This window comes from Variovorax sp. TLI9-5A (genome assembly GCF_056867935.1).
In genome coordinates, this window is the sequence record NZ_CP200310.1 from 2261341 (window position 1) to 2276604 (window position 15264).

Below are 15264 nucleotides of genomic sequence, written 5' to 3' on the forward strand. Positions count from 1 at the left end.
TTGCTGCTCAGGCGGCCTGCTGATTCTCCCGCGCGGACCCCGGCGCCTCGCTTCGCGCGAGCCACAGCCCGCTCGCGATGATCAGTGCGCCGCCGCCCAGCGTCCATGCGTCGGGCGCGGCCTGCCAGAACAGCCAGTCGATCAAAAGCGCCCATGCGAGCGCGCTGTATTCGAAGGGAGCGATGGCCGCCGCCTGGCCATGGCGAAAGGCTTCGGCGATGGCCAGTTGACCCAGGAAGCCGCTGATGGCCAGGCCCGCGAGCACCCACGTATGCTGGGACTGGATCGGCACCCACTGCGGCGCCGACAGCAAGCCTCCGCCCACGGCCAGGCCGATCGTCGTCCAGAAGACCAGCGCGGCGCTCGGCTCGGTACGGCTGATGAGCCGGCCGAGCATGTTCGACAGCGCATAGCAGACCGCGGCCACCAGGATCGCCACCGCACCGGTCGAAAGGAAGGCTCCCTGCTCGGGCCGCAGCGCGATCACCACGCCGGTGAAGCCCAGCCCGATGGCGACCCAGTGCCGCGGCAGTATCGATTCGCCCAGCATCGGCACCGCGATGAGCACCATGAGCAGCGGAGCGATGAAGGTGAGCGTGTAGGCCTCGGCCAGGCCGAGGGTCTTCAGGCCATGGACGAAGAGCACGAGCATCGTCATGTTCAGCACGGCGCGCAGCAGGTGCAGGCGCCAGCGCAGCTTGCGGTTGAAGACGCCGCCCACCTCGCGCCGCCAGGCGATGTACAGGCACACCAGCGGCAGGGCGGTGAAGCCGCGCAGCGCCATCACCTGCAGCGGCGGGTAATGCCCGGCCAGGGTCTTGAGCATCGCGTCCATGCAGGCAAAGAAGGCGCAGGCCAGCAGCATTGCGGCGATGCCGCGCAGGGTTCCGTTCGGTTGCATGGGTGGGGTGTCTCCCTGCGGTGGCCGGATGTGGGGCTCAGTGAGGACCGAACATGACGTCCGATCGCAGGGCGTACTTGACGCCCTCAAGGCTTCAGCAGTTCCGAGGCCGCTCAGAGCCCTTCAATGATCCGCAGATCCCGCTCAGCCCCATCACCCAGCGCAGCAAGCGCCACCTGATAGTCCGGACTGTCATGCGCAGCCACAGCCTGTTCGAGGCTGTCGAACTCGACCAGCACTGTGCGTTGTTGCAACCCGTATTCGTAGACCTTGGTGGGCAGGCCGCGTGCCAGGAAGCGTCCGCCGCCTGCGGTGATTGCCGGGCCTGCCAGCTTCGCGTATGCCGCGAGCTTGTCGGCGTCCTTGATGGCGCGGTATGCGCTGACCCAATAGGCTTTTGCCATGTCGGCTTCTCTCGTGTTTGTTGGCGAGCGGGCAATATAGCGTGCCTGTCTGCCTTCGGCTTCGAAGGGCCGTTCCGGGAGAGCGTGGGAGACCAGCCTCCAGCTTCAGCAGAGCGCTGAAGTTTCCGTGCGAACCACGGCGACCGGTGCGCCCTCGTCCCGCCACATCAGCAGTCCGCGCTGCACCGCCTCCCGCACGGCCTGGGTGCGCGACCGCACACCGAGCTTGCGGTACATGCTCTTCACCTGTGCCTCGATGGTGTTGATGGAGCGATGCGTCGCATCCGCGATCTGGCGGTTGGTCGAGCCGCCCGCGATCATGCACAGCACCTTGAGTTCGCGCGATGACAGCTGGGCAGTGGGTGCGTCGGACACGGGCTCGCAACGGGCCGCGGAAGACGCGATGGAGCCGAGGATGCCCTGCGCCGCGCGTGCTGCGGCCGGTGCGTCGCCTGTCTCGATGGAGCGCATCAGGAATGCCAGCTGCACTTCGCTGGCCTGGGTGAACAGTTCGCACAGGGCGCCGGCCACTGCCATGGCGTGGGCGGAGCGGCCAGGGGGCATGGACACGGCGATTTCCTCTGGGGCGTGGAGGGACTGCATCATGAGAGAGTGAGAAAGAGGGCTGCACTGGCCTGCGGCTGTTGGATCGTCGTTGTCCGTGGCGCCGAAGAGCGAAGTCGATGGTATTAATTGCCTTGCCCTCGCGCACCCGGTTTCGGGGCGCAGATGTGCTCCGGATCACATTCCGGCGCAAAGAGCCTCGCAGCCCGCGAACAGGCTCCAGCAGCGCATCAGTTCGAATGCTGGTCAGGCGGCCGGCGCCTGGAAAGCCCCCGCTGCGGGAACCGTACTGTTTAACGGGGCGTGCTGCACCAGTTCACGCAACTGGCGCCCGTGCGCGAGGGCGGCTACGACAAGCGCATCTCGCAATCGATGATCGCCTCGTACTCGGGACTGTCGCGCGAGGTGATCAACAAGACCATGCGCGACATGGAGCAGCGCGGCCTGCTGCGTCGCGATGCGCATGCGGTGCATGTGATGCATACATTTGCGCAGCCTGCCTGAGCGGATCGGACGCACGGCCTCCCATGTTTGTGTGTTCCCTCGAAGCAGCCTTGGGAAGCACCATTCGGGGATGTACCTACATCCCCTGATGGCGAGTCTGCCGCTGGCGGAGCGCACCAAGCTCGGCGAATCCACCCGCCTGCATTCCTACAAGCGCAACGAAGTCGTTTTGGCAGCTGGCGATTCGACCGACCAGATCTACTGCGTGGCGAGCGGCCTGCTGCGCGTGGTCTCGTTGAATCAGCGCGGCGACACGGAAATGACCACGGAGTTCATCGGTCCCAACGACTTCTTTTTCCACCTGTCGATGCAGGAAGACAGCTACTGTTCGAAAAAGACTTTGATTGCCGCACTGCCTTCGTCGGTGTACCTGATTCCCATCGGGGAAATGCGCAGCCTCTGCACCAGGCATCCGGAAGTGGCACTCGGCCTGCTGGGGCTCGCGATGAAGCGCATGAGCACCTTGCGCGGCCAGTTCCATCGCATCTCGGTGCTCCCCGCCGAAGACTCGGTGCTTCGCGTGCTGCAGCAGCTCACGCGGCTCGCGCCGGCAGGCGAGCAAGGCTATGACAAGCGCATCACGCAGTCGGTGATCGCCTCCTATTCAGGCCTCTCGCGCGAAGTGGTCAACAAGACCATGCGCGACTTCGAGCTGCGTGGCGTGGTGCGCCGCGACGACGACGGCGTGCACGTCGTCAACGATTTCGCGGCGACCGACTTCGCCTGATCTGCCTGGGGTGGGCAGGGGACAGGCCCGCCGCAAGCCGGCCTGCCGAATTCAATCTTCTTGCTGCTCGCCGGCACGGCCTGCGTGCCGCATGTCGAAGAACTCCGGCGGAAGCATCGGGTCATGCTGGTGCGGCTCGACGGCCGACAGGCTCTGTTCGATGGGCAGCAGCCCGCCGAAGTCGGTGGCGGCGAAGTCGGGCTGCACATGCACCCCGTGTTCGTCGCGCCGCACGAGGCCGCGGTTCTCCATGTCGCGCATGGTCTTGTTGACCACTTCGCGCGAGAGGCCCGAGTAGGAGGCGATCACCGACTGCGTGATGCGCTTGTCGTAGCCGCCCGAGCCCGCCGGAGCCAGCAGCGTGAGCTGGTGCAGCACGCGGCCCACCAGGTCTTCGGCCGACAGCGCCGAGATACGGCGCAGCTGGCTGCGGATGACGCTCATGCGCTTCATCGCAAGGCTCAGCAGGCCGATGGCCACTTCGGGGTATGCGCCGCACAGCCGGCGGATGGCGGCCACGGGCACCAGGTAGACGGCCGAAGGCAGCGCGGCGACCAGCGTCTGCATGGCCTGGTAGCGGTCTTCGGCGAAAGAGGGGCTCAGGAAGAAGTCGTCCTGGCGGATGAAGTCGGTGGTGACGTCGCTGGCCTGCGCGCTGCCCTTGCTGTGGGCGACGACGCGCAGCAGCCCGCTGGCCACGCAATAGATGCGGTCGGTCCAGGTGTCGGCCGCCAGCACGATTTCGTTTCGCCTGAACGAGCGCAGCTCGCAGCTCTGGACGAGCGCCGCTCGCTCCGCCGGCGGCACGTTGGCGATGAGGGGATGCAGGTACATGGTTCGCGCAAATGCCCAGCCCGGAGGCGGGCGGAAAAGCCCCGGCAGGGCGCGCTGCGCGCCGGCCGGGGCAGGGGGGACGATGCTCAGCGGGCCGAGGCGATCGTCGACACGGCGGAGTTGCCCACCGCGGTCGCCGTCACCTGGTTGCCAGCCGCGCGCAGCGTGCTGCCGGTGGTGGCACCCGTGATGCCCACGCCGTAGTTCACGGCGGTGGCGGTCGCGGTGATGGCGCCGCTGTTGGTCTGGTAGTTGCCCACCGCGACCGTCGGACGGTTAGCCGCCGTGGCAGGCACGGTCACCGCGTTGGTGGCCGAGTTGCCATAGGCCTGCGCGGCGACGGTGTTGTTCGTCAGCGCGGCGGTACCGTTCATGATGCCGGGCGCGGTGCCGGCGGTCACGCCGTTGAGCGCGACCTGGTACGTGCCGCTGGCGCTGGCCGACACGTTGCCGGTGTTGCCCTGCGTGTTGAGCAATGCCGCCGTGGCCTGCGTGGCGCCGCCGGCCGAGCTGCCCGCGACCGGCGCCGCCGCGGCGTAGCCGCTGCCCGCCGACACGTTCAGCGCGTTGCTGGCGGCGTTGCCGCGTGCCAGCGCCGTGGTGCTGTTGCCGTCGATGGTGATGCCGCTGTTCAGCGCCGCGGCCGTTGCCGGCGAGGTGCCTTCGAGCTTGAAGGTGGCCGAGGTCGAGGCGTTGGCCGTCACGGCCGCGCTGCTGGTCTGCGTGTTGTTGAGGCCTGCGTTCGCTCCCAGCACCGCGGCGCCGTTGAGCGCCACGCTGTTGTCGGCACGGTTGGCCGAGGCTTCGGCGGTCGTGCTGTTGCCGCCGATGGTCGCCGCGCTGTTGACCAGGCCCGTCGTGGCCGAGGCCGTCTGGTCCTGGTTGTACAGGCGCGTCGTCGCGGTGCTGCTCACCGAGGTGGTGGCCGACTGGGCGTTGTTCAGCACGTTGTCACCCGTGGCGGTGCCGGCCACCAGCTGCGCGTTGGTGGTGGCGCCGGCCGGCGTCACGTTGGAGGCCTTCACGCTCAGCGTGTTGGTGACGTCGTTGATCACGCCCAGCGACACGTTCTTGTTGCGCGACAGGTCCACCGACGAGGCGGAGACCGCGCCCGGTGCATACAGCTCCAGGTCCGAGGCCGCCGAGACGGCCGCGTTGCTCGACTGCGCCGACGACAGTGCCGTGGTGCTCGACACGTTGGTGCCGCTCAGGCTCAGGCTGTTGGTGGCCGTGTTCGCCACCGCGCTGCCGCGCTGGCTGTTGTCGGACACGCTCAGCGTCGAGCCGGAGATGGTCGCGCCGGCCGTCGCGTCGATGGCGTAGGTGCCGTAGACGCTGGTCGACAGCGTCGCGCCGCCCGTGACCTGCTGCAGGTTCGACACCGTGTGGTCGGCCTGCGCGCCGGTCGCGCCGCCCGTGAGGCTGCCCGCGCTGGCCGTGGTCGCACCGCCGGAGGCGATGGTGTTGCCGGTGACCGAGGCGCTGTTGGTGGCGCTGTTGCCGGTGACGGCGGCACTGCTGCTGTTGCCGTTGACCGCGAGCTGCGAACCCGTGACGTTGCCGCCCACGGCGATGGTGACGCCGCCCTGGTTCGGGATGGCGGCGACGGCCGACGTGCCGGGGATGGTGGCGCCGAAGGGAACCGACTGTGAATCGTGCAGGTTGTCGTAGGTGGCAGTGGTCACCGTGCCCAGAATGCTCGCCGGTGCCGTGAGCAGGCCGGTGTTCACGCCCGTGCCGACCGTCCAGCCGTGCGAGGTCAGGTAGGTGATCTCCTGCGGGGTCAGGCTCGACTGCTGCACGCCCAGCGTGCCGCTGGTGATGGTCGTGTTGCCGCCGAGCGTGCTGCCGCCGAGGGCATCGACGTCCAGCACATGAGCGTTGTACGTGAACGGCGTGGCCGGCGACGCAGGCGTGCCCGGCGTACCGGCCTGGCCGGCGAGTGCCTGCACCGAAGCGCTGCTGTTCTGCACGTTCTGCACTGCGCTGGAGGTCGACAGACCGTTGCCAGCGAGCGTCAGGCCGTTGGTGGCGCTGTTGGCGGTGGCGGCGGCGCTGGCGCTGTTGCCGTTCGATGCCACGCTGGAGCCGGTGACGTCGCCGCCGATCTGGGTGCGGATCTGCGAAGCGGTCGCGCCCGGTCCGTCGCTGGAGCGCAGCGAAGCGGTCAGGCTGCCCGAGGCGTTCTGCACGCTCTGCACGCTGAAGGCGGCATCGGTGGTGGCCGTGCCGCCGGCGCTCACGGCGCGCGGCTGGGCGGTGACGGTGGCCAGCGTGTTGCCCGACACGTCGAGGGTGTTGCCGCTCGCACGGTTGCCATAGGCCAGGGCCTGCAGCTGGTTGCCCGAGGTCGCGACCGTGGATGCGGCCACGTCGTCCTCGATGGCCGTGTTCACCACGTTGCCGCCCGAGGCGGTCGCCGTGATGACCGAGCCGGCGGCGTTCTGCACGCTGGTGACGTTGCCCACCGAGGCCGCGCCGGCCACGGTGGCGCCCGTGCCCAGTGCCAGCTTGGCGGCGTTGGTCGCATCGTTGCCGTAGGCGGCGGCGACGAAGGCGTTGCCCTGGTTCGACACACTGCTGCGGGTGACGTTGCCTTCGATCAGCACCGCCTGCGCGCCCACGGGCAGGAAGCCCGTGGCGTCGGCCACGGCGCTCACCGCGCCGGCGGCGGTCTGGTTGCTCAGTAGGCCGTAGGCTGCGGTGACACCGGCCGAGCCTGCGGCCGGCGTAGCGACCGATGCAGGGGCAGCGGAGGGAGCCACGGTGGCGCTGTTGGCGGTCACGTTGAGGCTGTTGGCTGCCGAGTTGCCGTAGGCCACGGCGCGCTGCAGGTTGTCGGTGAGCGCGACGGTGCTGTCGGTGGCGTGCGTGCCGAGGTAGGCCGCGGCGACGGAGCCAGCGAGCACGGCGCCGACAGGCGAGTCGCCGTCGGTCACCTGCACGTTGGCGACGCCCGCGCCCGAGCCCACGGTGGTGCCGGTTAGCGACAGCGCGTTGCCGGCGCTGTTGCTCAGGGCTACCGCTTCCTGCGTGTTGTTGCCCACGGTGAAGCTGCTGCCGTGGATGGCGTCGCCGCCGGTGCCGCGCGAGTCGCCCATCAGGCCGATGACGGAACCCACCGTCTGCGCGGAGACCGGTGCCGAGTAGTTGCCCTGCAGGTTCGTCACTGTGGCCGCGCCGGATGCAGTGACGTTGCCGTCGGGCAGGTTGCCGCCCGACAGCACGGCGTTGGTGCCCGACAGCGGCAGCGCGTTGGCCGCGAGCGCGAGGCTCTGGCTGGCGTTGTTGCCGTAGGCGGTGGCGGCCGAGCGGTTGCCGGTGACCGAGACGGCGCCGGCGTTGTTGGTGCCGTTCTCGGAACCGGTGATCGCGCCGATGACGCTCGGACCCGAGATGGCGTTCACGCCGCCGTTGTAGTTGCTCTGCTGGTTGGCCAGCGCGGCGGTCGCGGTGAACGCGGCGGCGTCCTTGCCGCTGAGGATCGCGTTCGATGCGGCGTTGCCGGTTGCCGAGGCGGTGGTCGCGTTGTTCGCGACGGTGACCGCGCCGCCGTCCACCGACTGCACGGCGGCAACGACGCCCGAGCCCTGCGTGGCGGCGGAGAGCGACACGCCCACGTTGCCCTGGCTGTTCGACACGGCGAGGTCGGCCGCGAGCGAGCTCGACAGGCTGCCGCCGTTGTAGGCGCCGGTGTTGGTCGTCGGGCCGCCCGAGCCGGAGACCGAGACGCCGTCGGCCAGCACGATGCGGTTGCCGGCCGTGCCGGCGGTGGCGCCGAGGGCCTCATTGCCCGTGGCGGCGCTGGAGATGGTGTTGCCCTGGACCGAGAGCGAGCCCTTCAGCGTGTTGGTGTCGCCGACTGCGTTGCCGCCGACGGAGGCGGTCACGCTGTTGCCGTTGGCCGAGGCCGAGTGCGTGACCGGGGTGGCCGACTGGTTCAGCTGCTGGTTGGAGACCACGGCCGAGCCGGTGAAGGCCGGCGCGCCGCCCGACTGCACGCTGATGGTGCTGTTGGCGGTGTTGCCCTTGAGCGTTGCGGAAACCGTGTTGTTGTCGAGCACCGGTGCGGCGGCGACGCTGTTGTCGCCGTCGGCGGTCAGCGAGAGCCCCACGGTGTTGCCGCTGGCCGAGGCGGAGGAGGCCGCGCCCGTGCCCTGCTGCACCGAGGTCACGACCAGGCTGCCGTGCGCCGCGCTGATGCTGCCGGCGGGCGTGTAGTTCAGCGTGACCGAGCCGGGGCTGGTCGAGGCGTAGTCCACCGGCACCGTGCCGGAGATGGTCGACGAGCCGCTGTTGATCGTGGTGCTCGCCGAGATGGTGTTGGCGGTGTTGGCCGCGCCGCCGCTGGAGAAGCCGTCGAGGTCGACCTTCACCGTGTTGCCGGTGGCGAGGCTGGAGACCACGCCGCTGTTGGTCTGCACGCCCAGCGAGGCCGCGCCTTCGGCCGGCACCTGGCCGCTGCCGCCCGCGAGCGACAGGTCGACGGCGTTGGTGAATGCATTGGCCGTGGCGCTGGCCTTCACGCTGTTCTGCGTGACGGTGTTGCTGCTGCCGGTCTGCGCGCCGGCGGTGGTGACGTCGATGACGCTGCCGGCGGCCGTGGCCGTCACGGGCTGTGTCTTGTCCTGCACCGACTGCACGCTCTGGTAGGCCGTGGTGTTGACCGCCACCGTGGGAATGGTGGAGACCGTCGTGTCGGCCGCTTGCGCGCCGCCGGCCACGAGCGTGGCCAGCACGGCCAGGCCGATGCTGCTGAGCGGCGCGCCGTTGGCACGGCCGCGCGGGTTCTTGCGGTTCTTCTGCATGGTTCTTCCTTTGATGAATCTGAAAAAAAGACGGGTTCGATGAAAAGCGAAATGACGGACGTCGCGTCGTCCTGGGATGAAGACTTCGTGGTGCCTCTCGGTGACTTACTTCCCTCCGGTTGCGTTCTCCTCACGGACCGGACGGGCCGGCCCACCCCTCCCCGCGCCCTGGACGCGGAGCTTGGCGATCTCCTGCAGGCCGGGGCCGTCGCGGTGGATCGACGTGTCGGCCTTGTCTGGACGCCATGTGACGCTGATGCCGCCGGGCGCGAGGCCGCGCGATGCGAGTGCGGTGGTGACCACGCCGATGCGCTGGTCGGTGAGCAGGTCGCGCTTGCCCGCGTCCCAGTTCTCGGTGTCGCGCGCGACCAGCACCACCTCGGTGGGCGCCTTGGCCGCGGCCGCCGCGATCTGGTCGATGAGGTTCAGCGTGCCGCCGGTGAGCGCGGCCGCGCCGAACTCGAAGGGAATCTGCAGGCTCGAGCCGGTGAGACTCGCGCCCGTCTGGCTGGCCGCGTTGACGGCCTCGCCCTGCTGCACCGGCACACCCGCCGCGTCGACCAGCGGGTTCGGCACCGTACGCAGCTGCTCGGCGGGCGTGAGGGTCAGCTCGCCGGTCATGCGCATGCCCAGGCAGGGGTTCGGGTCGACCTTGGATACCGCCGCCACCAGGCGCACCACGCCTTCTTCGAGCGCCGCGCGCACGCCCATCTGCACGGGCTCCTGGCCCTTGGCGCCGACATCGATGTCGTACAGCTTGCTGCCGAAGAAGCGGAAGACGTTGAAGCCGACCTCGTAGCCGTTGAACTGCTTCGTCAGGCTGATGGTCTTCACGATCATCAGCGTCTTGGTGTCGACGATGCGCAGGTCGATGCCCACCGACTGGCTGAAGGTGCGCGCCTTCACGCCCACCTGGTTCACGCCGATCTCGGCGCCGCCGGAGTTGATGTTGTAGTTGAGCTCGGTGATGCCGCCGACGATGAAGTAGTCGGACTTGTTGATCGAGCCACCGAAGTAGGGCAGCCACGGCACCGTCTGGCCGCCGTTCGGGCCCGCGAGCTGGTGGCTGCGGCCGTCGCCGAGCTGGCGGCGGTCGGCATAGCCGAGCTCGCGCTCGGCGATCACCGGATCGAAGCGCTCGGCCACCTGCACCGCGCCGCCGAGCTTGCCCAGCGCCGAATACACCATCAGCGCGCCGCCCTGGGTGATGGCGTTGCCTTCGTTGATGCTGTACTTGCCGGTGTAGTCCTTCACGTCGCCCACGGTGATGACGAAGGGCGGGCGCTGCGTTCCGGTCATCGCGGACGCGACGTGGTCGCCGAAGCAGGCAAGCACCGCCTCCATGGGTGTGACGTTCTCGCGCACGGCGGGGCCGAGCACCACAGGCGCTTCCTTCGGCGCCATCTGCTGCTGCGGCGCGACGACGCATCCGGCCAGGCTCATGACGGCGGCTGCCGCCGCCAGTCCGCGCGATGCGGCTTTCTTGCCGCGCGGCAACGCGCGGATCGACTTGAATGGGGTCATTCCTTTTTCTTCCCTGTCGGTTGGGTGGTCAGTTGAGTGCGCCGAAGGCACAGGCCGTGCTGCCGCTGATGCTTGCGCTCTGGCTGCCGGTGTTGGTCTGGTTGGAGTTCAGGGCCTGGCTCGACCAGCCCTGCACGTTGCTGGTGGTGGAACCGATCACCGCCGAGCCCACGGCGCCGCTGTTGGCCTGGCCGGTGCTCACCGTGCCGCCGCCGCCCATGCCGGTGTTCGAGTTGCCGGTGGAGTTGGCCGACGCGCCGCTGGTGCCGGGCGAGTTGGCCGTGGTGCTGTTGGTGCCCTGGTTGCCCTGCGCGGTCGAGGTGACGTCGCAGTTGTATTGCTTGCCGACGTAGTTGTTGGTGGTGTAGTTGGCCGCGCCATAGGAGCCGGCCTTCTTGCGCTGGATCATGTCCTGCACCGCCGCCTGGTTGGCCTTGTCGGCGGAGGTCTGGAATTGCCAGGCGCTGTTCTCGCCGACGTTGTTGGCCGAGGCGCATGCGCCCGCGACGGCGAGCAGCACGCACAGCGCGGCGCGCGCGGCATTCGAGGAAAGAGAGCGCGTGGCCAAGGTGGGCGACGCGCCGGTGGGAGCCAGGGCAAGTTGGATGGGCATGGGAGTCCTGCGAAAAAGAACGGAAAAGGTGGGAATCGGCTGCGAGCGACGGAAGGTCATGCGCGTATCGCCCGCTGCACGGACTGGGGGAAGCCGGACCACGCGAGCAGTTCGCCGCCTTCGTCGCGCGGCTCGTTGCGTGGCTCGTTGCGCGATGGCGAGGCCGAGAGCCTTGGCGCGTGCAATGCGGCTTCGAGCGCGCGGTACTGCGCGGCGGCGATGAGGTCTTGCTCGCTGGCCTCGGGGTCTCGCGGGCCGCACTCCTGCATGAGCTCCTGCACGGCGCGCTGCATCATCAGCAGGTCGGTGCTCAGGCGGGCGAGGCGCAGCTGCACGTCGGTGGGGATGCTCATGCCTTGCCTCCTTCGCGGCCGATGCCGTAGCCCTGCAGCCATTGCGCGCCGGCATGCGATGCGATGTGCACGTCGTCGTCGCGCTCCACGCCGTCGACCACCACGTGCGGCGCGAAGTGCACGCACATCGCGAGCATTCCGCGCAGGCATTCGCGGCCGAACTCGCTGTCGCGCGCACGGCGTAGAAGGGCCGCATCGAGCTTCACGATGTCGGGTCCGCAAGCCTGCACGGCCGCGAGGTTGTCGGTGCCGCTGCCGAAGTCGCGGATCGCGATGCGGCAGCCGCGCAGCTGCAGCTGCACGCAGAAGTCGTGAGCCGCTTCCATGTCAGGGAGTGCTGCGCTGTCCGAGATCTCGATCACCAGCCGCGATGCGAGCGCGGGCTCCCTGTCGAGCACCGCGAGCAGCGAGGCCCACCAGTGGTCGACCTGGATGCCCTGCGCCGAGATGCTCACGCCGATGTGTGCCGAAGGCTGAAGCCGCAAGGCGGCCACGGCGCGCCGCATCACGGTGCGGTCGAAGGCGCGCGTGAGGCCCAGGCGCTGCAAGCAGGGCATGAACACTTCGGGCACGAGCGAGGCGGCTTCGCCGTGGCTTGGCGCGATGCGCGCGCGGCCTGCGCGGTAGAGCGTGGTCGACACGCTGCCCGGATGCACCACCGGCTGCCATGAGAACGAGAGGTCTTCGGAGCGCAGCGCTTCGCTCACGCGCACGGCGACATCCATGTCGGCGCGATAGAGCTGGCGCCAGCCGTCGGCGCGGCTCTCGCGCGAGTCGGGGAAGGGTTGCGCGGTCCACAGCGTGAGTTCGATCTCCGAGGCGCCGAGCTGCTCCGGCGAGCGCACGTCGATCCAGTCGGCATGCAACTGCACCAGCGCGGCGATGCCGCCGGCACGCACGGGCTCGGCGCCGAGCACCGCGAGCAGCGTTTCGATGGAACGGGAGGCACGCGGTGCACCACCCGGCTCGCGCACGCCGGAGGCCGCGCAATCGAAGGCTTCGTTGGCCCACACCAGGAAGCAGTCGTCGCGCAGGCGGGACATGTCGGACGAGGGCAACGCGGTGAAATTTGCGCACAGCCGGCGCTGCACTTCGAGGCTCGCGGCCGATGCGAAGTCCTGCCCGTAGGCCTCGGCCAGATGCGGCAGGTTCGCGATGAACACGAAGGCGCAGGCCCTGCGTGCGGCGACGCGATCGGCGGGCGCAGCGCAGGCCTTGGCCGCGGGCTCGGCGTGCGGACTGTGCGCGCCGTGAACACGGCTTCCTGCGAAGGCGCGCTGCGCCCATGCAGCGGGCCGGTGCGTGCCTGCAGGCCAGGCGGTCGGTGATGAGAGAGCGGCCATTTGCGTCCTCGATCGAATTTCTTTTGCTCGAACCCAGTGAAGAGAGAAGAGGCCGCGCTTCTTGCGGCAACAGTTCTCCATCCCGCGCGGTGGCGCGGAATCAAGACGGAAAGCGGGGAATCACCGGACGAGCGAAGGCGTCACGCAGCACGGCACCCTTGCGAGGAGTGCCGGCGATCGGCTATCGGGTCACGGGAGAGAGGGCGTGCGGTTCGCGCGAAAGGACATTCGCGCGGCACGCGACGCGGCTAGGTGTACGGCATGGACGTGGCCTTCGGCTCAGCGGGGCCACGCGTGCGTGTGGCTGACCCGAAAACCGCATTCAGCGGCTCATACGTTCGGTGGAACGAGGGTCTGCAGGCCATCACGTGCAAGCTCCGTAGGACAGTTGTGAAACAAAATGAATACTACGGATTGCAGTAGGAGGCCGCATTCGCTTTCGGGCGGCGAATGTGTGCCAGTTCACATTTGTCAACACTGACCAGGAGAGATCGTGGTTTCCTGGTCGAAGCGGCCTCGGGAGCGTGCCTGGACCTTCCATGCAGAATGCCGGGCACCGATCTTTCAACCTGCTCCACCAAGGCCATGCTGTTGTATCTGTTCGATCTTGCGGGCGTCGCCGTGTTCGCGATCAGCGGCGTGCTGGCCGCGGGCCACGCAGGACTGGACTGGCTGGGCGTGGTCGTGATCGCTTCCGTCACGGCCGTGGGAGGCGGCACCTTGCGCGATCTGCTGCTGAATCGCCATCCGGTGTTCTGGATTCACGACGTGCGCTATGTCTACGTGATCCTTGCGGCAACCGTGGCAGGCATCGCGTGGGCGCACTTCATGCCACTGCCGGAACACGCGCTGGCATTGGCCGATGCGCTGGGACTCGGGCTCTTCGCCATCACCGGGGCGCAGATCGCCGAAGAGCAGCGGCTGCCGGCGGTCATCGTGACGCTGGTCGGCGCCATGACCGGCGCGGCCGGAGGGCTGATGCGCGATGTATTCACGGGGCATGTGCCGCTGCTGCTGAGCAGCGGTATTTACGGCTCCGCCGCCATCGCGGGCATTGCCGCCTATCTGTTGCTTCAGTCTGTCGGTGCAAGCAGACGATGGGCCTTCCATGCCGGAGTGGTTGTGATCGTGGCGCTCCGCATGGGTGGCATCTACGGCGGCTGGCACCTGCCGCTGCTGCGCGTACCGGCCTAGGTACGCGCCGGCGTTCGGCAGCACCGCCGGATTGCCGGGACTGCCCGCTCACGCAGCCGCGGACCTCCCGGGACTCCTGAGCAGACTCACCGCGCTCCCGGCCAGCGCCGCCAACGCAGCCATCGCCAGCCCCAGATGCACCGCACTGTGCGATGGCAGCAACCCGAACACCAGGCTCATCGCCAGGCTCCCGAGCGTCAGCCCCGTGAGCCGCGCAGTGCCTTGCGCCCCACCGGCCGCGCCACTGCGTTCCTTGGGCGCGGAGAGCAGCATGTTCTGGTTGTTGGGCGTCTGGAAGAGACCGAAGCCGAATCCCGCAAGACTCGTGAACAGCGCGATCGGCAACGCCGGATTGCCATGGATCGGCCACAGCGCGCACAGTGCCAGCCCGGTTGCGAGAAACGCGCTTCCTGCCGCGCAGAGCCATGCGGTAGGCACACGCTGCGCCAGGCGCGCCGACAGCGGCGCGGCCAGCATCACCGCCAGCGGCCAGGGCGTCATCAGCAGGCCGGTGATCGCGGTGCTCTGGCCGAGCTCGTGCTGGATGTAGAAGGGCAGTGCCACGTAGCTCGCCATCTGGCCGGTGAAGCAGCAGACCGACGCGATGATCGAGATGCGGAATGAGTGCACGCGCAACAGGTCGAGCGGTACCAGCGGCGCCTTCTTCGTCATCTCGCGGCGCACCAGCAGGACCATGGAGACGACCGCCACGCCGAGCAGCGCGCCGCCGTGCAGCAGGCTCGATGGCAGGCGGTCGCTCCCGAGCACGAAGGTGGCGAACATGATCGCGTTGAGCGCGATGCTCCAGAGGTCGATGCTGTCCTTCGTCGATTCGGGGCGCGGCAGCTTCGTGCATGCGGCGAGCACGAGGATGCCGATGGGCAGGTTCACCGCGAAGAGCCATGGCCAGCTCGCTGCCGAAAGAATGAAGGCGCCAATGGACGGCCCCGCCGCCGTGGCGCCCGCGATGGCGAGTGCGTTCCAGCCGATCGCGCGCGCCAGCAGCCGGCGCGGATAGGTGAAGCGCAGCAGCGCCAGACCGAGCGGCATCACCGCCGCCGCGCCCAGCCCCTGCAGGCATCTCGCGGCCACCAGCCATGGCAGCGACGCAGCCAGCGCACACAGCACCGACGCCACGGTGAAGAGCGCGACGCCACCGGCGAACACGCGGTGATAGCCCAGCCTCGCGCCGATGGCAGAGGCGGGCAGCAGGAACATCACGACCGCGAGCTGATAGGCCGTGATGATCCAGACGGCATCGGCAGGCGTCGCATGCAGTTGCAGGGAGATGCTCGGCAGCGCGACGTTGGCGATCGCGCCGTCGAGCACAACGAGGGCGCCCGCGCCGAGGATGGCGGCGACAGCCGCGATGCGTCGCGGCATCGGCAGGCCGTCGATGTCGTTCGCCGCCTCGGCCACGGCGGCGCGCGGGTCGATGGAAGAGGTGTCGGAGCGCAGTGAAGGTGAGAGCTGCATGGGAGTGACCTGAAGAGAA

Annotated in this window: 13 protein-coding genes; 3 read left to right on the forward strand and 10 right to left on the reverse strand. The window is 68.8% G+C overall.

All coding sequences use genetic code 11. The features are described from left to right. Positions 1-7 precede the first annotated feature (7 nt). From AC1VNX_RS10880 to AC1VNX_RS10890, 3 genes are all read right to left on the reverse strand, one after another. Entirely contained in the window at positions 8-901 is an 894-nt protein-coding gene (locus AC1VNX_RS10880; protein WP_483156710.1) for a DMT family transporter, read from the reverse strand. A 113-nt stretch (positions 902-1014) separates the two neighbouring features. Next, positions 1015-1305: a DUF1330 domain-containing protein gene (locus tag AC1VNX_RS10885; RefSeq protein WP_483156711.1), complete on the reverse strand. Its 291-nt coding sequence runs from the start codon at positions 1303-1305 to the stop codon at positions 1015-1017. Between the two features lie 105 nt (positions 1306-1410). Further along, positions 1411-1869 carry a response regulator transcription factor gene (locus AC1VNX_RS10890; RefSeq protein WP_483161931.1) on the reverse strand — a complete coding sequence of 153 codons (459 nt, stop codon included), beginning with the start codon at positions 1867-1869 and terminating at the stop codon, positions 1411-1413. 303 nt (positions 1870-2172) lie between these two features. Between AC1VNX_RS10890 and AC1VNX_RS10895 the strand changes: the two genes are divergently transcribed. Both AC1VNX_RS10895 and AC1VNX_RS10900 read left to right on the forward strand, forming a co-directional pair. Continuing rightward, positions 2173-2373 carry a helix-turn-helix domain-containing protein gene (locus AC1VNX_RS10895; protein WP_483156712.1) on the forward strand — a complete coding sequence of 67 codons (201 nt, stop codon included), beginning with the start codon at positions 2173-2175 and terminating at the stop codon, positions 2371-2373. A 70-nt stretch (positions 2374-2443) separates the two neighbouring features. Then, a complete protein-coding gene (locus tag AC1VNX_RS10900; RefSeq protein ID WP_483156713.1) occupies positions 2444-3100 on the forward strand; it encodes a Crp/Fnr family transcriptional regulator in 657 nt (218 codons plus the stop codon). Between the two features lie 51 nt (positions 3101-3151). Here AC1VNX_RS10900 and AC1VNX_RS10905 read toward each other — a convergent pair whose 3' ends face one another. The 6 genes from AC1VNX_RS10905 to AC1VNX_RS10930 form a co-directional block, all read right to left on the reverse strand. After that, entirely contained in the window at positions 3152-3934 is a 783-nt protein-coding gene (locus AC1VNX_RS10905) for a Crp/Fnr family transcriptional regulator (protein WP_483156714.1), read from the reverse strand. An 86-nt stretch (positions 3935-4020) separates the two neighbouring features. Next, positions 4021-8742: a beta strand repeat-containing protein gene (locus AC1VNX_RS10910; RefSeq protein WP_483156715.1), complete on the reverse strand. Its 4722-nt coding sequence runs from the start codon at positions 8740-8742 to the stop codon at positions 4021-4023. A gap of 105 nt (positions 8743-8847) precedes the next feature. Beyond that, positions 8848-10266 carry a CsgG/HfaB family protein gene (locus AC1VNX_RS10915; protein WP_483156716.1) on the reverse strand — a complete coding sequence of 473 codons (1419 nt, stop codon included), beginning with the start codon at positions 10264-10266 and terminating at the stop codon, positions 8848-8850. Between the two features lie 28 nt (positions 10267-10294). Then, positions 10295-10879 (reverse strand): hypothetical protein, encoded by a 585-nt coding sequence (locus tag AC1VNX_RS10920; RefSeq protein ID WP_483156717.1) that lies wholly within the window; start codon positions 10877-10879, stop codon positions 10295-10297. Positions 10880-10935: 56 nt separating this feature from the next. After that, the gene (locus AC1VNX_RS10925; protein WP_483156718.1) at positions 10936-11232 is read right to left on the reverse strand and encodes a hypothetical protein; all 297 of its coding nucleotides are present in this window, start codon (positions 11230-11232) and stop codon (positions 10936-10938) included. Then, entirely contained in the window at positions 11229-12575 is a 1347-nt protein-coding gene (locus AC1VNX_RS10930) for an EAL domain-containing protein (RefSeq protein WP_483156719.1), read from the reverse strand. Before AC1VNX_RS10930 ends, AC1VNX_RS10925 begins: the two co-directional genes overlap by 4 nt. 546 nt (positions 12576-13121) lie before the next feature. Between AC1VNX_RS10930 and AC1VNX_RS10935 the strand changes: the two genes are divergently transcribed. After that, on the forward strand, positions 13122-13769 hold the full coding sequence (locus AC1VNX_RS10935; RefSeq protein WP_483156720.1) for a trimeric intracellular cation channel family protein: 648 nt from the start codon (positions 13122-13124) through the stop codon (positions 13767-13769). 48 nt (positions 13770-13817) lie between these two features. On the opposite strand, the gene AC1VNX_RS10940 is transcribed toward AC1VNX_RS10935, so the two are convergent. Next, complete coding sequence (locus AC1VNX_RS10940) at positions 13818-15245, reverse strand: MFS transporter (protein WP_483156721.1); 1428 nt, start codon at positions 15243-15245, stop codon at positions 13818-13820. Positions 15246-15264: the final 19 nt, after the last annotated feature.

Coding starts and splice junctions, on each gene's coding strand:
- AC1VNX_RS10920 (WP_483156717.1), bottom strand. CDS start 10,879: ATGCCCATCCAACTTGCCCTGGCTCCCACCGGCGCGTCGCCCACCTTG.
- AC1VNX_RS10915 (WP_483156716.1), bottom strand. CDS start 10,266: ATGACCCCATTCAAGTCGATCCGCGCGTTGCCGCGCGGCAAGAAAGCC.
- AC1VNX_RS10905 (WP_483156714.1), bottom strand. CDS start 3,934: ATGTACCTGCATCCCCTCATCGCCAACGTGCCGCCGGCGGAGCGAGCG.
- AC1VNX_RS10910 (WP_483156715.1), bottom strand. CDS start 8,742: ATGCAGAAGAACCGCAAGAACCCGCGCGGCCGTGCCAACGGCGCGCCG.
- AC1VNX_RS10885 (WP_483156711.1), bottom strand. CDS start 1,305: ATGGCAAAAGCCTATTGGGTCAGCGCATACCGCGCCATCAAGGACGCC.
- AC1VNX_RS10890 (WP_483161931.1), bottom strand. CDS start 1,869: ATGCCCCCTGGCCGCTCCGCCCACGCCATGGCAGTGGCCGGCGCCCTG.
- AC1VNX_RS10900 (WP_483156713.1), top strand. CDS start 2,444: ATGTACCTACATCCCCTGATGGCGAGTCTGCCGCTGGCGGAGCGCACC.
- AC1VNX_RS10880 (WP_483156710.1), bottom strand. CDS start 901: ATGCAACCGAACGGAACCCTGCGCGGCATCGCCGCAATGCTGCTGGCC.
- AC1VNX_RS10940 (WP_483156721.1), bottom strand. CDS start 15,245: ATGCAGCTCTCACCTTCACTGCGCTCCGACACCTCTTCCATCGACCCG.
- AC1VNX_RS10935 (WP_483156720.1), top strand. CDS start 13,122: ATGCCGGGCACCGATCTTTCAACCTGCTCCACCAAGGCCATGCTGTTG.
- AC1VNX_RS10930 (WP_483156719.1), bottom strand. CDS start 12,575: ATGGCCGCTCTCTCATCACCGACCGCCTGGCCTGCAGGCACGCACCGG.
- AC1VNX_RS10925 (WP_483156718.1), bottom strand. CDS start 11,232: ATGAGCATCCCCACCGACGTGCAGCTGCGCCTCGCCCGCCTGAGCACC.